The sequence below is a fragment of the uncultured Cloacibacillus sp. genome, from assembly GCF_963926575.1.
GTDB classification, from domain to species: Bacteria; Synergistota; Synergistia; order Synergistales; family Synergistaceae; genus Caccocola; species Caccocola faecigallinarum.
In genome coordinates, this window is the sequence record NZ_CAWUXW010000001.1 from 226,455 (window position 1) to 248,989 (window position 22,535).

Consider the following 22,535-nt stretch of genomic DNA (forward strand, 5'->3'; position numbering starts at 1 on the left):
AATATTCTATGTGGATAACAAAAAATTGATATGAAAAATCATTTTTTTGATATACCGCGCTCACCGCAATTTCGCAGCAATTCGTCAATATCCAACCGCCCGGCCTACGCGCCGAGCGTATCCGTAAGGAGGGAGCAGGGGTATGGAGCTAATCGAGAGACACCCGATACTGGAATTCAGTCACGGGCGCGAGGTGACGTTCACCTTCGACGGTAAGGAGCTGAAGGGCTTCGAGGGAGAGCCTATAGCAATGGCGCTTCATGCTAACGGCGTGCAGGTTTACAGAATCACGCCGGAGATGAAGAGGACGAGGGGATTTTTCTGCGCCATAGGCAAGTGCAGCTCGTGCTTCATGGTCGTCGACGGCGTCCCCAACGTCCGCACCTGCGTCACGCCTCTCGCCGAGGGGATGAAGGTCGAGACGCAGAAGGACAAGGGCCGCGTGCCTATGGAAGTTTAGGCGGAGGGGGAAGAGATTATGAAGAAGGTATATGAGACCGACCTCCTTGTGGTAGGCGGAGGAGCCGCAGGGCTCTGCGCCGCGGCGGAAGCCGCGGGAGCGGGAGCGCAGGTCACCGTCATTGAGAGCGACCTCCACCCCGGCGGACAGCTCGTCAAGCAGACGCATAAATTCTTCGGCTCGCGCGACGAATACGCGGGAACGAGAGGCTACAAGATAGCGGGAATCCTCCTCGACGAAATAGCGTCGCTCGGAGACAAGGTTACGATAAAATGCAACTCCACCGTCACGGGCTACTATCCCGAGGACGGCGTCTACACCGTAATGGAAGGCGAGGAAAACTACTACCGCGTCAAGGCCAAGAAGGCCGTCATCGCGACGGGCGCGCAGGAGCGCATGATCCCCTTCCCGAACAACGACCTCCCCGGCGTCTACGGCGCGGGCGCGGTCCAGACGCTGATGAACGTCTACGGCGTAGTTCCCGGCAAGCGCGTCCTCATGGTCGGCGCGGGCAACATAGGGCTCATAGTCAGCTACCAGCTCGCGCAGGCGGGCGTAGAGGTCGCCGCGGTAGTCGAGGCGATGCCGAAGGTCGGCGGCTACTGGGTACACGCCGCGAAGATACGCAGGCTCGGCATCCCCATCCTGCTTCAGCACACGGTCACCGAAGCGCTCGGCGACAGGGTGCTCGAGGGCGCGATGATACAGGAGCTCGACGACAAGTTCCAGCTCAAGGGCGAGCCGCGCAAGATAGACTGCGACATAATCTGCATGGCCGTCGGCCTCACGCCGACGACGGAGCTCTTCTGGCAGGCCGGCTGCAAAATGCGCTACGTACCGCAGCTCTGCGGATACGTCCCGTTCAGAGACAGGAACATGCGCACAAGCAACCCCGACATCTGGGTCGCGGGCGACGCCTCCGGCATAGAGGAAGCCTCCGCCGCGATGGTCGAGGGACGCATAGCGGGCCACGGAGCCGCGAAGGCGCTCGGCCTCACGGTGGACTGCAATAAATTCTCCGAATACTGGACGAGGCTCGACCACCTCCGCGCGGGCGAGGTAGGAGAAAAAATACTCGCCGGCATCGGCCAGGTAATGGTAGACGGATGGGAGGCGTAGACGATGGGCTGCTGCGATAAGGAAAAACTCTTCAACAGCGGAATACTCGTGGAACACTGCGAAGGGGCCGTGCTTCCCCCGAAGGAGCAGTGGGAAAAGAAAAAAGGCGGCTACGTCGTAATAGAATGCCCGAAGCGCATACCGTGCAACCCGTGCTACACGAGCTGCCCGACGGGCGCGGTGCTTCCCTTTGAGGACATCAACGACACGCCGAAGATAGATTACTCGAAATGCACCGGCTGCGGCATCTGCGTATCGAGATGCCCGGGCCTCGCCTGCTTCGTCATCGACATGACCTACGCGGAGGACAAGGCCGTTATAAAGCTTCCCTACGAGCTCCTGCCGCTTCCCGAAAAGGGACAGACGGTCAAGTGCCTCGGGCGCGACGGCTCGGAGCTCGCGGACGGCGAGGTGCTCGCCGTGGCGGAGCCGTCTAAGGACAAGACATACGTCGTAAGCGTCGTAATCCCGAAGGATAAATACGACGAGATACGCGCGATAAAGGTGGTGTGCTGATATGGCGAAGGCAAACGTAATATGCCGCTGCGAAGAAATTGAGATAGACGAAATACGCAAGTGGATCGCCGCGGGCTACACGGAGTTCGACGAGCTCAAGAGGATGCTCCGCGTCGGGATGGGCCCCTGCCAAGGGCGCGGCTGCCGCGACATCATACTCCGCGAGCTCGCGAAGGCGACGGGACGCAACGTCGCCGACATAGCGCCCGGCACCATCAGGCCGCCCGTGAAGCCGATAAAGATCAGCCTCCTTGCCGAGGACTGCGATTAGGAGGTGCGAAGTATGGATTTCCCGAAAACAGCCGATATAGTCGTAATAGGAGGAGGCGTCGTCGGAACGGCTACGGCCTACTACCTCGCCAAGTCGGGCCGCAAGAACGTCGTGCTCGTTGAGAAGAACACCGTCTGCTCCGGCTCGACCGGACGCTGCGGCGCGGGCATACGCGCTCAGTGGGGGCTCGAGCTCAACTGCCGCATGGCGCTCGCCTGCCTCGACACCTTCGAGCAGCTCGATGAAGAGCTCGGCCTCCCGACGGGGCTCAACCAGGGCGGCTACCTGCTCATCGCCTACAAGGAGAAGGAGTGGGAGCAGTTCAAGAAGAACGTCGAGCTCCAGCACAGCCTCGGCATCAAGACCGAGATATTCACCGACGTGAAGCGCGCGCAGGAAATCTGCCCCGGCGTCGCCGTCGACGACGCGCTCGGCTTCACCTACTACAACCGCGACGGACACGCCGACCCGTTCCTCACGACCTTCGCCTTCCAGGAGGCGGCTAAGCGCCTCGGCGTTAAATTCTGCAAGTTCACCGAGGTCACGGGCCTCCGCGTCGAGAGCGGCGAGATAAAGGCCGTCGAGACGAACAAGGGTACGATAGAGTGCGGCGAGGTAATCAACTGCGCCGGCTCGTGGGCTCAGGACATAGCCGCCATGGCCGGCATCAAGCTGCCGAACTGGGCGGAGCGCCACGAGATACTCATCACCGAACCGGTAGACCCCGGCGTCTGCCCGCCGATGCTCATGAGCTTCAGCGGAAACTACTACATCCAGCAGCGCCCGCACGGCTCGATAATCGCCGGAGAAAGCCCGTCGCATGAGCCGCTCATCGGCTACACTTCGACGGTGCATTCCATCGCGAGCATCGCGCGCGTCGTCCTCAAGATGCTGCCGCGCGCGAAGAACATCCGCGTCGTCCGCCAGTGGGCCGGACACTACGACATGACGCCCGACGCCGCGCCGATTCTCGGCGAGACCGACGTCAAGCACTTCTGGCACGCCACGGGCTTCTCGGGCCACGGCTTCATGCTCGGCCCGGTCGCGGGACAGATTATGACGGCGCTCCTCAACGGGGACAAGCCGCCCATCGACCCGACGATTATGGACTACCGCCGCTTCGAGCGCGGCGAGAGAATCGTCGAGCCGAACGTCGTTTAATTTCGAAAGCATCCGTAACGCAGCGGAGCGGGGAGAAGTTTTCCCCGCTCCGCTTGTTTTATGCGCGCGCGATTTTTTTATTCTATCCCGATTCTCCGCAGCGTCTCCGCGCCGAGCTCCGGGAACGGTACGAAGGGCGCGGGGGCCGGCTCGTGCGCGCCGATGATTTTTTCGAGACGGGCGACGCTGTACCAGCGCCCGAATTTGCAGCCGCAGTTGCGGAATTCTCCGGCGATTCTGTAGCCCATGCGCTCGTGGAAGCGTATGCTGCCGAAGGTCAGATATTCGTCCTCGGCGTCCGGGTATGCCGCGTCGGCGTAGAGGTTGCGGAGGTTCTGCGCCTTCGCGGCGGCGAAAAGCGCTTCGTAGAGCCTTCGCCCGATTCCGCGGCCGTGCCCGCCGCGGCGGACGTATATCGAGGTCTCGGCGGAGAGCGCGTAGGCGGCGCGGCCCGAGAACGCGCCGCAGTAGGCGTAGCCGAGCAGCGCGCCGCCGCGTTCCGCCGCGAGGTACGGATAGCGCGCAAGCATCGCCGTTATGCGCGCGCGGAACTCCTCGAGCGCCGGTACCTCGTATTCGAAGCTGATCGCCGTCTCGCGCACGTATGGCGCGTATATCTCAAGCAGCTCCGCCGCGTCGCCCGGCGAGGCCGCGCGTATGCGTATGCCGCCCTGCTCCGCCGCCGGCATCTCTACGCCTGGCCCTTCGGCCTGACCTGCATGGACGGGTCGTCGCAGACGAGCGTGCCGCCTATCGCGAAGTTTTCGTTCTTCATGTCGTTGATGATTATGCGAACGGCGGCGGGCTTGACCTCCATCGTATCGCATATAACCTGCGTCATGCGCTCGACCATCGCGCGCTTCTGCTCGACGGTGCGCCCTTCCTTGATGTTGACGACTACTATCGGCATTTCGCTCTCTCCTTTATCTTCGGTATTCGTGTAAAATATAGCTCAGGCTGTATTTTAGCCTTTCGTTCTGCGAGGTGTCTACATGGTTGAGCTCGGCCCGCTTTTCTTTATTTTAGCCTTCTTTCTCGGAGCGTCGTCCGGCTCTTTCGCATGCGCCGCGGCCTCGCGCACCGCGGCGGGCGAAAAATGGTGGGGGCTCGAGCGCTCTCGCTGCGACTGCTGCGGGACGGCGCTCGCGCCGCGCGACCTCGTGCCGGTGCTCTCGTTCCTCGCGCTGCGCGGGCGCTGCCGTTTCTGCGGCGCGCGCATCCCGCGCTCGTGCCTGGCCGCCGAGCTAGCCTGCGGCGCTCTCTGCGCGATGTTCCTCTGGCGCTTCGGCGCGTCGTACTCCTTTGTTTTTTCGTCGGCCTCGCTGCCCTTCCTCGCCTTCCACACGATTACCGACGCGGACACGGGCTATATCTACGACTCGTGGGCCTTCGCAATGGCGGGCGCGGCGCTGCTGCTTCGGCTCGCGGGCGGTCTGCCCGCGGCGCTCGACGGCGCGGCTGGCGCGGCGGCGGGCTTCGCCTTTATATACGCGATTATTTTTTTGAGCCGCGGGCGCATGGGGACTGGCGACGCGGTGCTGATGCTCGGCATCGGCGCTTTTACGGGCCTGAAGCTCGCCGCCGCCGCGCTCTATATCGGCTTTATGACGGGCGGCGTTACGGCGCTCGTCCTGCTCGCGGCGAAGAAGGTTACGCGCAAGTCCGCCGTGCCGCTGGGGCCGTTCCTCTGCGCGGGGTGCGCCGCGGCGATGCTGTTCGGAGGAAAGCTGACGGAATACTTCGGCTTCACGGTTCCGTGGCCGTGGGCGGTTTAGATTACATGCCGAAATTCGCGGCTGTGCCTAACTTTTAGGACGAAGATCCCGTGGGGCCCGCCCCGTTTTATCGGGCGCAGAAGCTTCACGGGATGACGCAATAAGGAATAAATTTATTAAGGAGGAATTTTCCATGAAAAAGATTCTCGTTCTCGCGGCGGCGCTCGCGCTCGCCGCATCGTCCTGCGCTTTCGCGCTTCCCCTCGTGCTCACCGAGCCGCAGAAGAGCGGCGGCCCCGGCGTATTCGACACCTTCGCGGCGCGCGTTTCCGCTCCGGAGCAGGATTTCACGAAGGAGGAGCTGACGCTCGACGAGCTTTCGACGATACTCTGGGCCGCTACGGGACAGAACGGAACTGAGAGCTGGACGGTGCCGGTCATCATGGGACGCGACCCTAACGTCAGCGTCTACGTGATGCTCAAGGACGGCGGCTATCTCTACAACTGGGAGAAGAACGCGCTGATGGAAATCAACAACGACAAGCGCGCGCTGCGCCGCACGGTCAACGAGGACTACGCGAAGAGCGCGCCCTGCCTTCTGATTTTCGTCGACCGCGGCGTGATCAACATGAAAGACATAGCCGCGCTCGCGACGGGCGCGATGTCGCAGAACGCGGCGCTCGCGGCGCAGGCGCTCGGCCTCGACGCGCGCTTCACGACCTCGTTCAACCGCTCCGCCATCGAGGAGACGCTGAACCTCGGCCCCGTGATGAACGTCATGGGCGTGCTCGCGGTCGGACGGCAGTAACGCGCCGGCGTTTTCCATAATTGCAAAAACTGCGAAAAAGCTATATTCTTTTCAGAAAATAAGTCCTTGACCAAAGGCTGGGAGGTATCGTCATGAGTCAGGTTCCGGCGCACATTTTCCGCGAATACGACATAAGGGGCATCGCAGACCGCGAGCTCACCGACGAAAACGTCTATCTCATCGGGCGCGCCTACGGCTCGTGGCTCGCCGCGCGCGGCGTGACGGCGGCCTCGCTCGGCGGCGACGCGCGCCTTTCGACGCCGCGCATAAAGGCCGCGGCCGCGCGCGGACTATGCGCCGCGGGCATAGACGTGACCGACATAGGCATGGTATCGACGCCTACGTTCTACTGGAGCCTCTACCGCCTGCCGGTGGGCGGCGGCATAATGGTGACGGGCAGCCACAACCCGAAGGAGTTCAACGGCCTCAAGCTCGCCTTCGACAAGGCGACGATATGGGGCGAAGAGATACAGCAAATCCTCAAAATCATCGAAGCGGACGAATTCGCCGCCGCGCCGCGCGAAGGGACGCTCTCGCACGCGGACATCAACGCGGAGTACCTCGACATGCTCGTCTCTAAAATCACGCTCGGGCCGAGAAAGCCGAAGGTCGTCTGCGACTGCGGCAACGGCGCGGGCGGCCTCTACGCGCCGGAGTTCCTGCGCCGCATCGGCTGCGCGGTGACCGAGCTCTACAGCGAGCCGGACGGCAATTTCCCGAACCACCACCCCGACCCGACGAAGCGCGAGAACCTTCCGAAGCTCATCGAGACGGTGCGCGCAACGGGCGCGGATTTCGGCGTCGGCTTCGACGGCGACGCGGACAGGATAGGAGTCGTCGACGAGCGCGGCGAGGTGATATGGGGCGACAGGCTTATGGCGCTCTTCTGGACCGAGATACTGCCGAAGCACCCGGGCGCGGTCGCGATATGCGAGGTCAAGAGCTCGATGGCTCTGCCCGAGACGATAGAAAGGTACGGCGGCAGGCCGCTCTGGTGGAAGGCGGGACATTCGCTCGTCAAGGCGAAGATGCGCGAGGAGCATGCGCTCTTCTCGGGCGAGGTGTCTGGACACATGTTCTTCGCAGACGAGTACTACGGCTACGACGACTCGTTCTACGCCGCGGGCCGCCTCGCGCGCATATTCTCGAACGACGGGCGCAAACTGTCCGAGATAATGGAAGAAATCCCGATTTATCCGTCGACGATAGAGACGCGCTACGACTGTCCAGACGAGCTGAAATTCGCCGTCGTCGAGCGCGTGAAGGAGCGCGCGCTCGCGGAGCGCCTCGACACGATAACGGTCGACGGCGTGCGCATAATCTACCCCGACGGCTGGGGCCTCGTGCGTGCCTCGAACACGCAGCCGGTGCTCGTCGCGAGATGCGAGGGGCGCACGCAGGAGGCGCTAGCGGAAATCGTAAAAGATATGAAAAAACGGCTGCTCGAAGCGGGAAGCCCGGACTTCGAATGGGGCTATTAGCGCCGCTGTTGGTTTATAATTAGAGGGTTGAAAAACCGAAAGGGACAAGGAGGAAGTATTATGCAGTGTTCCCGCGAAGTTGAAGAAATGGTATGCGTGGCGAAGGGCGTACACCACGGCCCGGCCCCGATACCGGAAGAGGGAAAATGGGTAGAGTCGAAACAGATCGGAGACATTTCCGGATTTACTCACGGAGTGGGCTGGTGCGCGCCGCAGCAGGGCGCGTGCAAGCTCTCGCTCAACGTTAAGGACGGCGTGATACAGGAGGCCCTCGTCGAGACGATAGGCTGCTCGGGCATGACGCACTCGGCCGCTATGGCGGCGGAGATACTGCCCGGCAAGACGCTGCTCGAGGCGCTCAACACCGACCTCGTCTGCGACGCCATCAACACCGCGATGCGCGAGCTGTTCCTTCAGATAGCCTACGGACGCACGCAGAGCGCCTTCTCTGAGAACGGCCTGCCCGTCGGCGCGGGGCTCGAGGATTTGGGCAAAGGGCTGCGCTCGCAGATAGGCACGATGTACGGCACGCTGCCGAAGGGGCCGCGCTACCTCGAGATGGCCGAGGGCTACGTGCTCGACCAGGCGCTCGACGCGAACGGCGAGATAATCGGCTACCGCTACGTCTCGCTCGGCAAGATGATGGAGGCGATACGCAAGGGCGTCGACCCGAAGGAAGCCTTCGAGAAGAACGTCGGGACTTACGGACGCTACGCCGAAGCGGCGCAGATCATCGACCCGCGCAGGCAGTAGGAGGGAAACGAAATGGCAAACTTTGAAGGTTACGAACGCAGGATAGACAAGATAAACGCATTCCTCGCCGAAAAAGGCATCAAGGACCTCGACGAGGCGCGCGACATCTGCCTCGGCAAGGGCGTGGACGTATCCGCGATAGTGCGCGGCATACAGCCCATCGCGTTTGAAAACGCCGTCTGGGCCTACACGCTCGGCGCGGCGAACGCGATAAAGAGCGGCGTCAAAACCGCCGCCGAAGCCGCAGAAAAGATAGGCGAGGGCCTCCAGGCCTTCTGCGTCCCCGGCTCCGTCGCGGACCAGCGCAAAGTCGGCCTCGGCCACGGCAACCTCGCTGCGATGCTGCTGCGCGAAGAGACGAAATGCTTCTGCTTCCTCGCCGGACACGAGTCCTTCGCGGCGGCGGAAGGCGCGATAGGCATCGCGCGCACCGCGAACAAAGTCCGCAAAGAGCCGCTCCGCGTAATCCTGAACGGCCTCGGCAAGGACGCGGCCTACATCATCTCGCGCATCAACGGATTCACCTCCGTCGAGACGAAGTACGACTACTTCACGGGCGAGCTTAAGATAGTCAGCGAGCGCGCCTTCTCCGACGGCGACAAGGCGAAGGTCAAATGCTACGGCGCGGACGACGTCAGCGAAGGCGTCGCGATAATGATCCACGAGGGCGTCGACGTATCCATCACCGGCAACTCGACGAACCCGACGCGCTTCCAGCACCCCGTCGCCGGAACCTACAAGAAATGGGCCAACGAGCACGGAAAGAAATACTTCTCCGTCGCCTCGGGCGGCGGCACGGGCCGCACGCTGCACCCCGACAACATGGCCGCGGGCCCCGCAAGCTACGGAATGACCGACACGATGGGCCGCATGCACAGCGACGCGCAGTTCGCGGGAAGCTCTTCGGTCCCCGCGCACGTCGACATGATGGGCCTCATCGGCATGGGCAACAACCCAATGGTCGGAGCCTCCGTCGCCGTCGCAGTCGCGGTCGAAGAGGCAATGAAATAAGCGCACCGCAAAATTTAAGAAAACGGCACAAGAGGGCCGGAGGCGCGAAGCCTCCGGCCATTTTCGTATGCGCGCTCCGCTCTTCGCCGATTCGTAAAATATCACAAAATAATTTCTTCTAAAATAAACGACTTGCCACGGTATGATATAATTATTCTACCAACTAAAACAAAGATAAATAAGGAGGCGAGGGCGATGGCGGCAACGAAACTAACGAAGCATCATCTCATAAACGTACCGGGAGGCTTCGTCACGCTCGACGTTTACGGCCAAGAGGGCGAGGGAGGCATCCCGGCGCTCTACATCCACGGCGGGCCGGGCGGCAACAAGAAATCTTTCCAGCCGATGGCGGAGCGTATCGCGGATGACAGGACGGTATACCTCTACGACCAGATAGGATGCGACGACAAGTCGCACACCGGCGAAGAGTCTCTGTGGGTTCCCGAGAGATACGTCGAGGAGCTGAACGCGGTGATCGCGGCGATAGGCGCGCCGAAGATACATCTCATCGGACGTTCGTGGGGCGCTTACCTCGCGGCGCGCCATCTGCTCGAAACGCCGGACAGCCCGGCGATCTCCGCGACGATGATAAGCCCGCTCTTCAGCACAAAAATCTGGATAGCGGACGCGAAGCAGAGGCTCGCGGAGCTCGGCGAGGGCCGCCTCACAGAGGTTGAAATCTGCGAGCACGAGCACCACTTCGACGGCTACCGCTACCGCGAGATAATGGCGGAGTATGACGCGAACTTCCGCTACCGTCTCAAGACCGTCGAGCGTCCGGGGCACATGTCCACGCCGCTGAAGCCGAAGAGCGGCTCGGGCATGAACGTCTACCATTACATGTGGGGGCCGAGCGAATTTACCTGCGACGGCGTTCTGAAGGACCTCGACATCACGGAGGCGGTGCGCGGCATAAGGATAGCCGTCCTCTTCATCTGCGGCGAGTTCGACCAGGTGCGCCAGCCGACATGCGAATACTACCGCTCTCTGATTCCGGGCTCGCGCATGGCGATAATCCCGGACGCCTCGCAGACCTCGTACCTCGAACAGCCGAACATCTTCTACTGGACCTTGCGGAATTTCTACGAATGTTTCTAGCCGCGTAAGCTTTGCGGCGGAAGGAAGGGCGCGCGCCCTTCCTTTTTTTGTGCCGGCGCGGCGCGGCGTTTTTTTGCATACGTGCAAAAACGTCCCCCGACAGTGCAAAAACGCCTTTTGCGCGCGCTTTATATTTTTATGCGCCTCTGCTAATATACTAGACGAAATCCAATATACGCCGAGGTGAATAAAATGAAGAAATGCGCGTGCCGCGGTTCGTTTCTCGAAAGATTCATACAGCCTTCAATACTTCTGCTTCTCAACGAGGAGCCTATGCACGGCTTCTCCATTCTCAAAAAGCTCTACAAAAGCGACGTGATGGACTACAGCAGCATAGACCCGACGGGGCTCTACCGGACCCTCAAAAAGATGGAGGAGTCGGGGCTTCTCACCTCGCGCATCGAAACGGACGGCGGCCTCCAGGCGAAGCGCGTCTACGAAATCACCGACGAGGGGCGCGTCTGCCTCGTCTTCTGGCGCGCGACGCTGCTCGACTATCGCGACAGGATAGACCGCCTCGCGCGGGCGATTCCGGAAACTATAGACGACGGCATGTAACGGCGGCGGAATTTTTACATTTATGCTGACGCCGCTCGCCCTGCGCGCGCGGCGGAACCGGAGGGAGGAATTAAAATGGCGGCTGACTGCGGAAACGACAGGAGTTTTGACGTAATAACGGCGCGGTGTCTCGAATATTACCGCGCGCCGAAGGGACGCGGGCCTATGGACATAGTCCGCGAGGTCATGGACGACGCGAGCTTCCCTATGCACAACTTCGCGCATCATTATCTCGTGCCGGCGGTGCTGTTGGCGGAGGTCTGCCTCAGGGACGGAACGCCGGAGGCGGAGTTCGGGAAGAAGCTCGACGAGGTGCGCCGGCGCGCGCACAACGTGCTGCCCGCGTTCTGCGGCCTCTACGGGGCCTGCGGCGCGGCGGTCGGCTGCGGCATCTTCATGAGCGTCTATACGGGGACGACGCCGCTTTCGAAGGATACGTGGAGCCTCTGCAACTACGCGACGGCGGGCGCGCTCTCCGAAATGGCGAAGCTCGGCGGCCCGCGCTGCTGCAAGCGCAACACCTTCGCGGCGCTGCTCTTCATGAAGAAATACATAGCGCAGCATCTCGGCACGGTCGTCGGCGTCTCTGACGGCATACTGTGCCGCTACAGCAAATTCAACAACGAATGCTTGAAGGAGAAATGCCCCTTCTACGAGGCGGAGGACTGCGCGGCCCCGGAGCCGCGCGCATAAGCTGCACAGAACGGAGACTACAGCGATGAAAAATATATTTTACGCCGCGGCGCTCGCGCTGCTGATATTTTTGCCCGCCGCCGCGCGGGCCGGGGAGACGGAGCTGCGCGTCGGCAACATGGGCAGCAGCATCAAGCCCGCGATGGTCGTGCTCGCGCACGAGATGGGCTACTATAAGGACGAAGGGCTCGACGTAAAGCTCATGCAGATTTCGAACCTCAACGAGGGCGTGACTGCGCTTCAGCTCGGCAAGCTCGACATACTGCCGCTCGGGGTCATCCCATCGCTGACATACGCCGCGAAGGGCGCGGAGCTCGTCGTCTACGGCGGTACGATAGCCGAGGGCTGCCAGGGGGTCACTCTGCCGGAGAACAAGGACAAGTACCGCGACATAAAAAATTTCAAGGGCAAGAGGGTCGCTGTCCACCGTCCCGAGACGGGGCAGATGATAATGCGCGCGAAGATGCGTGAGGCCGGCCTCGACCTTGAGAAGGACGTGGAGATAATACAGCTCGACGGCTTTCAGGCGATTATAGAGGCCGTCTCGAAGGGCATGGCCGACATAGGCTTCGTGAACAGCGGCTTCGGCCTCATCGCCGAGAAGCGCGGCCTCGCGATAGCCTTCAACATCAAGGAGGTCGCACCGAACGCAGTCTGCTGCCGTCAGACCGCGGCGCGCGAGGTTTTCGAGAAGAAGCGCGGCGCGCTGGTCAAGTTCCAGATCGCCAACCTGCGCGCCTACAAGCTGATGCGTGACGCCCCCGATACTGCCGTGGCGAAGCTCATGGCTTTCTCAGGCCAGCCGAAGGACTACGTCAGATACTGCCTCTACTCCGAGGTCATGGTGATAACGATGGACCCCGCGGTGAACAGGATTAAGGATTTCTACAAGGTCATGGAGGCCAACGGCGACCTGCCGAAGGGCTATAAGGCGGACGTTTCGGACAACGTCGATTCTGGCGTCTACAGAGAGGCGCTCGACGAGGCGATGAAGCGCTGGCCCGACTGCGAATATTTCAAGAAAATGGACGCGGAGTTCGCCGCCAACAATCTTTAGCGTCATGGATGCGCCCTTCGCCGTCGAAGCGGAAAATATATTTTTCAGCTACGCCTCTGAGCTTCCCGTGCTCCGGCCATGCGCGTCGAGCGCGGCTGCTTCGCCTGCGTGCTGGGCCACAGCGGATGCGGCAAGAGCACGCTGCTGAATCTCGTCATGGGGCTTTCGCGCCCGTCGTCCGGCGTCGTAAAAATCAACGGCGCGGAGGCCGAAGGGCCCGGGACGGACAGGGCGATAGTTTTTCAGGACTGCTCGCTTTTCCCGTGGATGACGGCGCAGGAGAACGTCGCCTTCGCGATACGTCACGCGCGTAAAATTACGAAGCAGGCCTCGGCGGCGCTCGCGGCGGATTTTCTGTCGCAGGTCGGCCTTTACGAGAGCCGCGGCAAATATCCGAACCAGCTCTCCGGCGGCATGAAGCAGCGCGTCGCGATAGCGCGCGCGCTCGCGATGGACTCCGAGATATGGCTTTTCGACGAGCCGTTCAGCGCGCTCGACCCGCAGATGCGCCGCTCGCTCCAGTCGCTCGTCTCCGGCCTCGCGAAGTGCGGAAGGCCGCGCACGGTGCTCTTCGTCACGCACAACGTCGACGAGGCCGTGACGCTAGGCGAGAGGATACTCTTCATGAACGGCGGCGTGATAAGCGGGGACTTCGAGGTGCCCTTCGGCTACCCGCGCGTACCGGAGGAGATAGCGGGCACGCAGGAGTATTTCTCGCTCGTCAGCCGCCTCGCGGAGCGCTTCTGCGACGCGGGGCGCGCTGAGGAGGCGAGACAGTGAAGCGCTCCGTCCTCATAACGCAGTCGGCCCTCGCCGCGCTGCTGGCGCTCGTGCTTTACAACAGCCGCGGGGCGCTCTCCGGCTGCGCGATGTACGTCGCCGCGCTAGCGCTGATAGAGTGCTTCTACGCCGCTCACGTGCTGCGCCGGCGCGAGGCTGCGGCCCAGTGCTCCGCGATAGCCTGCGCCGCGATTTTCGCGCTCGCCGCGTGGGAGCTCTCCGCCGTGAACCTGAAGATAGCGAACCCGATACTTCTGCCGCCGCCGCGCGACGTCTTCCAGGCCTTCTGGGACTGCCGCGGGCTGATGGCGCGCGGGATATTCTCGTCGCTCGCGCTGCTCTGCGCCAGCATGGCGATCGCGCTCGCGGCGGGCGTGACGCTCGGCCTCTTCACGGGGATGTCGCCGTTCCTGCGCGGCGTATTCCTGCCCATCGCGAAGGTGCTAAGCCCGATACCGCCAGTGATATACAGCCCCTACGCAGTGGCGCTGATGCCGACCTTCCGCAGCGCCGCCGCCGCGATAATCATCCTCGGCATATTCTGGCCGACCTTCATGGGGATAATCAACCGCGCGGCGTCGATGGACAGGCGGATAATAAATTCGGCGCGGGCGCTCGGCCTGACGCGCTCCGAGATGATTTTCCAGATAATGATGCCCTACCTCTTCCCCGGCATAATGGCCGGCCTGCACGTGACGCTCTCGACCTCGTTCCTGCTGCTCACGATGGCGGAGATGATGGGCGCGTCGAGCGGCCTCGGCTACTTTATAAAAAATTACTCCGACTACGCGAACTACACCAACGTCATAGCCGGGATAATACTCATCGGCATCGTCGTCAGCCTGCTGAACGCCCTGCTGAGCTACTCGGAGAAGAAACTCGTGCGCTGGAAGGAATGAGGCGCGCGGGCTTTCGAAGGAAATAAATAAAAACCGGAATGAAAGGCGGTATGGAACAATGAAAAAAGTTGTTATGCTCGACGGCGCGGCCGGGACCAGCCTGTGGGAAAAGGCGACTGATAAAGTCCCCGTATGGCGCTACAACATCGAGAACCCGAGGATAGTGCGCGAGCTTAACGAAGAGTACGTCGAGGCGGGCGCGGACATCATACTGGCGAACACCTTCGCCGCGAACGGCGCTGAGGTCGCGCGCTCTAGCTCCTACACGGTCGAGCAGGTCGTCAGGACGGCTATGAAAATCGCGCAGGACGCCTCGAACGGCCGCGCGAAGGTCGGACTCGCGGCGGGGCCGCTGACGGGGCTGCTCAAGCCCTTCGGCAAGATATCGCGCGAAGAGGCCAAGGACATGTACGAGGAGCTTATCGGCGCGGGAATGCAGGAGAAGCCAGACCTCATCTACCTGCTGACCTTCATGGACCTCGAGATGCTCAAGATAGCCGCCGAGGCCGCCTCGCACTACGACGTGCCGCTGCTCTGCTCCATGAGCTTCATGGGCGCGAACAAGAACGGCGTGCGCGCGAAGATTTCGCGCACGATGATGGGCAACACGCCGAAGGACATCGTCGAGGGGCTCAAGCCCTACAATCCCGTCGCGGTCGGCCTCAACTGCTCGCTCGGCCCCGTCGACGCGCTGCCGGTCATCGCAGACTTCAAGGCCGTCACGGACCTTCCGATAATCTTCAAGCCCAACGCCGGAGCGCCGATGGCGCAGGACGACGGCACCTTCAACGCCGCCTTCGACATCGAGACCTTCGCCGACGACGTTCTGCCCGCGGTGGACATGGGCGCGACCTACATAGGCGGCTGCTGCGGCACGAACGCGGCCTACATCAAGCGCCTCGCAGAGAAAATCAAGGCGAAGCTCGCCGCCGAGGAAAACGCGTAGACAATCCGCAAACAGTACGAGAAAAGCCGGAGCTTCCGATAGCTCCGGCTTTTTTGCGTTCTTTCTTCAAATCTGCGCCGCCGCGCGCGGCTTCGCTAGAACCTCAGCTCGAGCAGCTTCAGCCCCGCGTCCTGGAAAAGTCCCGGGATTTCGCGGCGCGCGCGCACCTTGCGGATGAATATCGCGAGGTTGCGCGGCTGGCTGAACTCCGGCGAAGCGTCGGTGTAGACGGGGTTTTTGCTACCGACTATGTCGAAGACCTTCCATTTGCCGTCGGTGTCGACAAAGTAGCCCTTCGAGCGCACAACGTCCTCGGGCAGCTTGTCCAGTATCTCCTTGAATTTTTCCGGGTCGCCCTCCCAGAAGACGCTGAGCGAGGCGAGGTTGTCCGGCGGGGCCATGTGCGGCGTCGCGTTGGCGAGCACGTCGTCGATGAATTTTTCCCAGGCCTCCGCCTCCGGTATCTCCGCCATTTTTTCGTCGGCTTCGTCGGAGCGGAAGAGGCTCCACGGCACGTTGCCGAACGACGCGCGCGTTATCTGCGCCGTCGGGTTCAGCTCGTGTAGGTGCTTTTCGAGCGCGTCGGCCTCCTCCTGCGTCACGAGGTCCGTCTTGTTGATGATGAGCTGCGTCGCCGCCTCCGTCTGCTTGATGACGGCGTTGAAGAGGTCGAGCCAGTCCTCGAAATGCTCCGCGTCTATCACGCAGATGTTGCCCGCGAAACGGTAATAGTCGTGCAGCATACCGTGACCGAGGTCCTTCTTCATGTCCGTCGTGTCCGCGACGCCGCTCGCCTCGACGAGCAGCACCGTCGGCCTGTAGTCCTTGAGTATCGTGTAAAGTCCGCGCAGGAAGTCTCCCTTCGCGCAGGCGCAGAAAATCGAGCCGCGGCTTATTTCTATTATCTCGAGGCCGTTCTTGCGCACAACGTCGCCGTCGACGCCGGCCTTGCCGAATTCGTTCATGAGGACGGCTACGCGCTCGTTCTCGGGGTGCGTCTCAAGCAGATGCTTCAGCAGCGTCGTCTTGCCGCTTCCCAGAAATCCCGACAAAAGATAAACCTTGCATTTATTCTCGTCCATTGGCTGTTCGTCCCTTCCGTCAGTTTTTTCAAAGACTAGCACACAGCGGCGCGATTCGCAACGGAGCGCCGCGCGCCGCTATATCCAGCCGACCTTGTGCTTGAGCAGCTGGAGCTGCTCCTCGTACCATTCGCGCGGATGCTTCAGCACGCCCTCGGCGAACTCCTTCGGCAGCTCGTCGCCCATCTTGTAGAGCTCGAGCTTCGCCCAGTAGAGCAGCGCCTGCCAGAGCGGGCGCTTCGCCTCGTTGACGAGGCGCTTCGCGACGTTGAAGCATATCCCCGCGTGATACCAGTCCTTCTTGCGGCAGTTGAGTACGCCCATGATGCTGAAGGCGAGGCCGCCGCCCTGAAGGCCGTCCTCCCACTCGGTGTGCATGATGTTGTATATCTTGCCCATGCGCTGCAAATGCACCTCGGCCTCCTTGTAGCGTCCGAGCAGCATGAGGCAGAAGGCCGCCTTCGCGAGCGCGAGGCCGAGGCCGCGGAAGAGCGAAACGGACTCGCCGATGTTGACGCAGTTCTCGAAGAGCGCGAGCGCCTCCTTTATCTTTTTCTGCGCGAGCAGCGCATCGCCGCGGAAATGCTCGGCCGCTATGAGGCAGACGGTGTAGTTGCAGCCCTTTTCCTCGAGCTTCTCGAACACCGAGGTGGACATCAGCAGATACCTATCGGCCTCGTCGTACTGCGCGAGCAGGATGCGCGATATCCCCATGAAGCGCAGCGCCGTCCCCTCCCACTTGCGCATGCCGGCCTTTTTCGTGTAGTCCCAGAGCTTCTGCGCGCAGAAGGCGAGGTGCTTCGCGTCGTCGCACTGTATAGCGAGGTAGCACATCTGCACACCGGCCTTGATCACAGGCTCCGGCTCGCCTATCGCGAGCGCCTTGCGCACCGCGGCACGCAGCATGTACTCCGCGTCGTCGTAGCGGCAGCTCCACCAGAGATAGCCGCCCTTCAGGATATAGAGGTCGCGTTCGAGCCGCAGCAGCTCCGGGCTGCCGCCCTCGGTGCGGAAGAGGCGGTCCATTATCGCCCAGGCGTCGGCCATCGCCTTCTTCGTGTAGTTCGAGTCGTCGATGGTCGGGATGTAATACATGAGGTCCTGGTCTACGAGCGTCGGGAAGACCTCGTGGACCGCCATGAAGTACAGGTCGAGCTCGCGCACGCGCCAGTAGAGCTCCTTGAGGTGCATCCGCGCCTCGTGGCAGTGGTAGTAGAGGCGCGCGCAGGTCTTTCTGTGGCGGTACTGAAGGCGCGCGGGCGCGGCTGCCTCGAGTATCTCGACGTTCTTCGTGTGCAGCGCCGTCCTGCGCGAGACGGACATGCCCTCGAGCAGCGCCTCGCGAATCTTCGTATGCGTGAAGTAGTAGAGCACGTCGCCCTCGTCCGCCTCCTGCTCGCGCAGGAAGCCGTGGAGCCGCAGGTCGTTGTAGAGCTTCGAGACGCGCAGCGGCGACATCGCGAGCACCTGCGCTATCTCCTTCATCGAGGCGCACTCGGGGCAGACGGCTATAGCTTCGAGGAAAAGGCGCTCGTCGTCGTCGAGCAGCTCAATCATGGAAACGTAGGCGTTTTTATAGGGTGAGCCGTCGCCGATCATACCGTCCGACTTGTATTTGAGCAGCTCGCGGATGAAGTAAGGGTTGCCCTCCGTCTGCATGTAGACGTCGTGTATTCGCTCGTCGGTCCAGTCCTCGCCGGGGGCCATCTCGTGACAGATGCGCCCCGTCTCTTCGAGGTTGAAGCGGCGCAGCGTCACCTCGAACTTTTCAAAGGGCTCGTCGGCGAGCGCCGTCCGCAGCATGAAAGCGGGGCGGATTTCCTCGAAGCCCGTGACGAGCATGTTGAGCGGCGCGCTGCCGTCGCACATGATCGACTCGATGATGTTCCACGAGGCGTCGTCCATCCACTGAAGGTCCTCAATTACGAGCAGCCGCTTGATGTCGCCCGACGGCTCGGATACGCTCTGATGGATCAGCTCGGCTATATACGAGTAGCTCAAATCGGAAAGGGATTTTATATTTTCCTGCTGCGAAAGCGAGATGTGCAGAGATTTCAAAAGGCGCATAATAGGCGCGAGCGGGTAGGACTTCTCCTCCTGCCAGCAGGCGACCGAGAAGCATTCCCAGCCGCGCTCCGCGAGGCACGAGGTTATCTCGTTTATGAACACAGTCTTGCCTATGCCCTGCTCGCCCCAGACCATGCCGCAGAGCGAACGCCCCTCGACGGAGCCGGAAAAGAAGTCGAGCATCTTCATTATCTCGTCGTTGCGCGCGAGCGGGTTGTCCTCGCCGCCGGGCGACGACGGACGTATCGCGGGCCCCTCGCTCTTGCGCCGCATCAGCGTCGAAATGTCCGAGAGGTCGGCCTCGATGCCGAAGTCGCTCTCTATTCTGCTCGAGAAGGCGCGCGCCGCGTCGACGGCCTTTATTTTCTGATTCGTCTTGATGTAGAGGCGCACGAGCTCGCCGTGTATCTTCTCGTCGTAGGGCTCGCACTCGGAGAGCCTTTCGTAGCAGAGCAGCGCGTCCTCGAAGCGGTTCTGCGCGAAGCCGGCGAGCTGCGCCTGCGCGCGCTTCTTCAAATTCTTGACGAGCAGGTTGTGATAGTGCTGGCGCTTCGGCAGCAGCCAGTCGCTGAACGCGCCCCAGTCGTCCACGTCCGCCGAGTCCATGAACGGGCGGCACAGCTCGGAGATTTCCGGCCATCCGAGTGAGTCTATGCGCGGTATGAGGTCCACGTCGCGCTCTATCTTGACGTTGTCGCCGAGCGAGATCACGCCGCCCGCGATATTCACCGGCAGGACTTTTTTTATACAGCTTACAGCGTTGCTGAGGTTGCGCCGCGCTTTTTCGAGAGTCTTGTCAGACCACAGATATTCGCATATTTTATCCTTCGACATGCTCTTTTCCTCTATGAGCATGAGCGCGAGTATCTGCGCTTTTTTGAAGGTGAAGATGTACGGCGTCCCGTCCACAAACAGTTCCGGCCTTCCTAGGAGCCGCGCCTTGTATTTCATCTTATCCCGTCCTTACCTTCGATATACATCGTTATGCAATATATTTTACGATTTACAGCACTACAGCGCCAGTTGTGATTTCAGAGTAGCGATAAAAAATCTGCAAAAAACGCAATTCGCCGCCTCCCCCGCATAGGCTTCGTAAAAATATTTTTTTGGATTTTTTGCACAAGTTTTGTGATATGCTGTTAGTATAATCCATGTTTCTGCAACGCTTTTTTAAGTGCGCATAAAATGAAATAATTTTTGAAAAGAATCGAGGTGAACCGGCGCGTCATTCGGCCCGTATTGTAAGGGCGAGGGCGCTTTGCGTGCGTTTTTCGGCGGCTTTTCCGTCGGCCGTTTCCCTTTTATCGACGATAAGGAGTGATATCTGTGAGTGAGCTTAATAATAACGAGATAAGCAATGAACTGAATCAGGACAAAAAATGGCTGAAGATGCCGCACACGTACATCGTAATCTTCGCGATCATAGCCTTCGCCACCTTGCTGACGTGGCTGATTCCGTCCGGAACCTTCGAGCGCGCCTTCAACGAGTCTGTCGGAAGGACGCTCGTCGTACCCGACACCTTCAAAATAGTCGAGCACACGCCGGTCAGCATTCCGAGAATGTTCATGGCTATCTACGACGGTATGGTTCACGCGGCCGACATCGTCTTCTTCACGTTCTTCTCCTACGGCTTTATGGTACTGCTCATAAAGGTCGGAGCCTTCGACGCTGGCGTCGGCGCTATGCTGCGCAAGCTTGAGACGAAGGTCCACTGGGCCATGCCGCTCATAGCGATCGCCTTCTCGCTCACCGGCTTCGCCTTCGGTCTCTGGGAAGAGGTCTACGGCTTCATACCGGTCTGCATGGCAATCTCGGTCGCGCTCGGCTACGACCCGCTCTACGGCCTCATCGCGGTCATCGGCGGCATGTCGACGGGTTACGCCCCAGCGGCAATCAACCCGTACACTGTCGCCATCGCGCAGAGCATCGCGGAGCTGCCGCTCTTCTCCGGCTCTGCCTTCCGCATCATCTGCTACATAGTCTTCCTCACCGTCTTCCTCATTCAGATGTGCCGTTACGGCAGGATGGTCAAGGCCGATCCGAAGAAAAGCTACGTCTACGGCGTAAAGTTCCCATTCATCTCCGACACCTCGCACGACGACCTTCTTAAGCTCGAATTCACGAAGCGCCACAAAATCTCTCTGGTCCTCTGCGCTTTCACGGTCCTATTCTTCGCGTGGGGCGCGATTACGCGCGGCTGGTACTTCTCCGAGCTCTCCGCGATATTCATCGTCATGATGCTCGTTGTCGGCTTCGTCAACAAAATGTCCGTCGGGCAGACCTGCGACGCCTTCGTCAACATCTCCAAGGAAATACTCTTCGCAGCCTTCGCTATAGGGCTTTCGCGCGGAATCCTCATCGTCCTTCAGGACGGCCAGATAATAGACACGATATGCAACTTCTTCGCGACGCACATGGACGGCATGCCGAAGATAGTGACGGTCTGGGCGATGTTCTTCTTCCAGACGATGATGAACTTCCTCATCTCCTCGAGCTCCGGCCTCGCGGTCATCGTCATGCCGCTGATGGTGCCGCTCGCGGACCTGCTTGAAATCAACCGCCAGATAGCGGTCCTCGCCTTCCAGTTCGGCGACGGTTTCTCCAACCTTTTCTGGCCGACGACGAGCATCACCATCTGCGCCATAGCGGGCGTGCCGCTCAGCCGCTGGTGGAAGTTCTTCGCGCCGTACACATTCTGGATGACGCTCGTGTCGTTCATCATGCTCGCGATAGCCGTCATGATAAACTACGGCCCGTTCTAAAATTCAGCTGCGGCGGAGAAATATGAAGACAATCCAAGAAATTCTGGAAGAAAAGAAAGACTCGATCCTCGAGCTTGAAAAATTCCTCTACGCCAACCCCGAGATAGAGATGGAGGAATACAAGGCGAAGGAGAAGTTCATCGAGCTTCTCGAAAAAGAGGGCTTCGAGGTCGAAAAGGATATCGAAGGGCTGCCGACCGCCTTCGTCGCGCATAAATCCAACGGCGAAGGGCCGAGCATAGGGATATGCGCCGAGTACGACGCCTTGCCCGGCCTCGGCCACGCCTGCGGCCACAACCTCATCGGAGCCATGAGCTACGGCGCGGCGGCGGTGCTCGCCGAATGGCTCATGCAGTCGGGACACAAGGGCAGCGTCTATCTGCTCGGCACGCCCGCCGAGGAGACGGGGCGCGGCAAGCCCGGAATGCTCAAGGCCGGCTGCTTCAAAAACGTCGACGTCGCGATGATGGCGCACCCGATGAAGTCCACGACGCTGATGTCGAAGCTCGTCAACCTCGAGGGCTACGACATCACCTTCCACGGACGCGCGATGCACGCGGCAGAAGCTCCGTGGAACGGCGTCAACGCGCTCGACGCGGCGGCGGTCTTCTACAACGCGGTCGCGATGCTCCGCCAGCAGCTGCGCGACGGCTCTCGCGTACACATGATAGTCACCGACGGCGGCGACGCGGTCAACATAATCCCGGAGCGCGCCGCGCTGCGCGTCGAGATACGCCACAGTGACTTCAAATACTTCCGCGAGCTCGTGAACAAAGTTCTCGCCATCGCGGAGCAGGCAGCGAAAGCCGCCGGCTGCACCGTCGATATAGAAATGTTCGAGCCGCCGATATACTGCATGAAGAACAACAAGCCGATGATAGAGCTCTTCAAGCGCCACATGCTCGACGCCGGCATAACGGAATACGTCGAAGAGGCGGCGACGTGCGGCGGATGCACCGACATGGGCAACGTCAGCCAGGAGGTGCCCTCCATCCACCCGTGGATGAAGATGGCGCGCCCGACCTCCGACGGACACACGCTCGAGTTCCTCGAAGACGCCGACTCGCCCTACGCGATAGAACAGATGTACAAGGTAATCGGCTGCCTCGCGGAAACCGGCGCGGACATCCTCGCCGATCCGAAGCTGCTCGACGGCATCAAAGCCGCGTTCACCGCGGAAGACTAGCACAAACGACCGCAGCCGCGCGGAACGCCTTCCTCCGCGCGGCTGATTTTCAAATCAAGAAGTCACCCTTATATATAATTATTTATATGGTATTATATTAATAAATTTTCA

Annotated in this window: 23 protein-coding genes; 19 read left to right on the forward strand and 4 right to left on the reverse strand. The window is 60.9% G+C overall.

The features are described 5' to 3' along the window. The first annotated feature begins 142 nt into the window (after positions 1–142). Genes ABGT66_RS01045 through ABGT66_RS01065 form a run of 5 tightly spaced genes read left to right on the forward strand, consistent with a single transcriptional unit; the run spans position 143 to position 3,527 of the window. Complete coding sequence (locus ABGT66_RS01045; protein WP_294193202.1) at positions 143–460, forward strand: (2Fe-2S)-binding protein; 318 nt, start codon at positions 143–145, stop codon at positions 458–460. Positions 461–478: 18 nt separating this feature from the next. Beyond that, on the forward strand, positions 479–1,579 hold the full coding sequence (locus tag ABGT66_RS01050; protein WP_294193204.1) for an FAD-dependent oxidoreductase: 1,101 nt from the start codon (positions 479–481) through the stop codon (positions 1,577–1,579). A 3-nt stretch (positions 1,580–1,582) separates the two neighbouring features. Then, positions 1,583–2,095 (forward strand): 4Fe-4S dicluster domain-containing protein, encoded by a 513-nt coding sequence (locus tag ABGT66_RS01055; protein WP_300262024.1) that lies wholly within the window; start codon positions 1,583–1,585, stop codon positions 2,093–2,095. Position 2,096: 1 nt separating this feature from the next. After that, positions 2,097–2,366 (forward strand): (2Fe-2S)-binding protein, encoded by a 270-nt coding sequence (locus ABGT66_RS01060; RefSeq protein ID WP_294193208.1) that lies wholly within the window; start codon positions 2,097–2,099, stop codon positions 2,364–2,366. A 12-nt stretch (positions 2,367–2,378) separates the two neighbouring features. Then, complete coding sequence (locus ABGT66_RS01065) at positions 2,379–3,527, forward strand: FAD-binding oxidoreductase (RefSeq protein ID WP_303150325.1); 1,149 nt, start codon at positions 2,379–2,381, stop codon at positions 3,525–3,527. A 77-nt stretch (positions 3,528–3,604) separates the two neighbouring features. Here the strand turns inward: ABGT66_RS01065 and ABGT66_RS01070 are convergent, their stop codons facing one another. Beyond that, entirely contained in the window at positions 3,605–4,216 is a 612-nt protein-coding gene (locus tag ABGT66_RS01070) for an N-acetyltransferase family protein (protein WP_346688224.1), read from the reverse strand. 2 nt (positions 4,217–4,218) lie between these two features. Then, entirely contained in the window at positions 4,219–4,437 is a 219-nt protein-coding gene (locus tag ABGT66_RS01075; RefSeq protein ID WP_346688226.1) for a 2-hydroxymuconate tautomerase family protein, read from the reverse strand. Between the two features lie 82 nt (positions 4,438–4,519). Here ABGT66_RS01075 and ABGT66_RS01080 point away from each other — a divergent pair, with 82 nt between their 5' ends. From ABGT66_RS01080 to ABGT66_RS01135, 12 genes are all read left to right on the forward strand, one after another. After that, positions 4,520–5,302, forward strand: coding sequence for a prepilin peptidase (locus ABGT66_RS01080; RefSeq protein WP_346688227.1), 783 nt, complete (start codon positions 4,520–4,522; stop codon positions 5,300–5,302). 133 nt (positions 5,303–5,435) lie between these two features. Next, the gene (locus ABGT66_RS01085; RefSeq protein ID WP_294193217.1) at positions 5,436–6,050 is read left to right on the forward strand and encodes a nitroreductase family protein; all 615 of its coding nucleotides are present in this window, start codon (positions 5,436–5,438) and stop codon (positions 6,048–6,050) included. Positions 6,051–6,142: 92 nt separating this feature from the next. Further along, entirely contained in the window at positions 6,143–7,531 is a 1,389-nt protein-coding gene (locus tag ABGT66_RS01090; protein WP_346688229.1) for a phosphomannomutase/phosphoglucomutase, read from the forward strand. Between the two features lie 60 nt (positions 7,532–7,591). Next, positions 7,592–8,284: a hypothetical protein gene (locus ABGT66_RS01095; protein WP_294193221.1), complete on the forward strand. Its 693-nt coding sequence runs from the start codon at positions 7,592–7,594 to the stop codon at positions 8,282–8,284. Positions 8,285–8,296: 12 nt separating this feature from the next. Further along, on the forward strand, positions 8,297–9,295 hold the full coding sequence (locus tag ABGT66_RS01100; RefSeq protein ID WP_346688230.1) for a GGGtGRT protein: 999 nt from the start codon (positions 8,297–8,299) through the stop codon (positions 9,293–9,295). Between the two features lie 195 nt (positions 9,296–9,490). Further along, positions 9,491–10,393, forward strand: a complete 903-nt coding sequence (locus ABGT66_RS01105; RefSeq protein ID WP_346688232.1) for a proline iminopeptidase-family hydrolase — start codon at positions 9,491–9,493, stop codon at positions 10,391–10,393. Between the two features lie 192 nt (positions 10,394–10,585). Then, a complete protein-coding gene (locus tag ABGT66_RS01110) occupies positions 10,586–10,951 on the forward strand; it encodes a PadR family transcriptional regulator (RefSeq protein ID WP_294193228.1) in 366 nt (121 codons plus the stop codon). 75 nt (positions 10,952–11,026) lie between these two features. Next, complete coding sequence (locus tag ABGT66_RS01115; RefSeq protein WP_346688234.1) at positions 11,027–11,644, forward strand: DUF5714 domain-containing protein; 618 nt, start codon at positions 11,027–11,029, stop codon at positions 11,642–11,644. A gap of 25 nt (positions 11,645–11,669) precedes the next feature. Beyond that, entirely contained in the window at positions 11,670–12,701 is a 1,032-nt protein-coding gene (locus ABGT66_RS01120) for an ABC transporter substrate-binding protein (protein ID WP_346688236.1), read from the forward strand. Between the two features lie 78 nt (positions 12,702–12,779). Beyond that, positions 12,780–13,481, forward strand: coding sequence for an ABC transporter ATP-binding protein (locus ABGT66_RS01125; RefSeq protein ID WP_346688238.1), 702 nt, complete (start codon positions 12,780–12,782; stop codon positions 13,479–13,481). After that, entirely contained in the window at positions 13,478–14,380 is a 903-nt protein-coding gene (locus ABGT66_RS01130) for an ABC transporter permease subunit (RefSeq protein WP_346688239.1), read from the forward strand. Before ABGT66_RS01125 ends, ABGT66_RS01130 begins: the two co-directional genes overlap by 4 nt. A gap of 58 nt (positions 14,381–14,438) precedes the next feature. After that, on the forward strand, positions 14,439–15,326 hold the full coding sequence (locus ABGT66_RS01135; RefSeq protein WP_346688240.1) for a homocysteine S-methyltransferase family protein: 888 nt from the start codon (positions 14,439–14,441) through the stop codon (positions 15,324–15,326). 95 nt (positions 15,327–15,421) lie between these two features. Here the strand turns inward: ABGT66_RS01135 and ABGT66_RS01140 are convergent, their stop codons facing one another. Together ABGT66_RS01140 and ABGT66_RS01145 are read right to left on the reverse strand one after the other, a co-directional pair. After that, complete coding sequence (locus tag ABGT66_RS01140) at positions 15,422–16,408, reverse strand: GTP-binding protein (protein WP_346688242.1); 987 nt, start codon at positions 16,406–16,408, stop codon at positions 15,422–15,424. Positions 16,409–16,486: 78 nt separating this feature from the next. Next, entirely contained in the window at positions 16,487–19,426 is a 2,940-nt protein-coding gene (locus ABGT66_RS01145) for an AAA family ATPase (protein ID WP_346688244.1), read from the reverse strand. Positions 19,427–19,801: 375 nt separating this feature from the next. Between ABGT66_RS01145 and ABGT66_RS01150 the strand changes: the two genes are divergently transcribed. Then, positions 19,802–21,238, forward strand: coding sequence for a YfcC family protein (locus ABGT66_RS01150; protein ID WP_346688246.1), 1,437 nt, complete (start codon positions 19,802–19,804; stop codon positions 21,236–21,238). A 22-nt stretch (positions 21,239–21,260) separates the two neighbouring features. Beyond that, positions 21,261–22,424, forward strand: coding sequence for a M20 family metallopeptidase (locus tag ABGT66_RS01155; protein ID WP_346688247.1), 1,164 nt, complete (start codon positions 21,261–21,263; stop codon positions 22,422–22,424). The last annotated feature ends 111 nt before the right edge of the window (positions 22,425–22,535 follow it).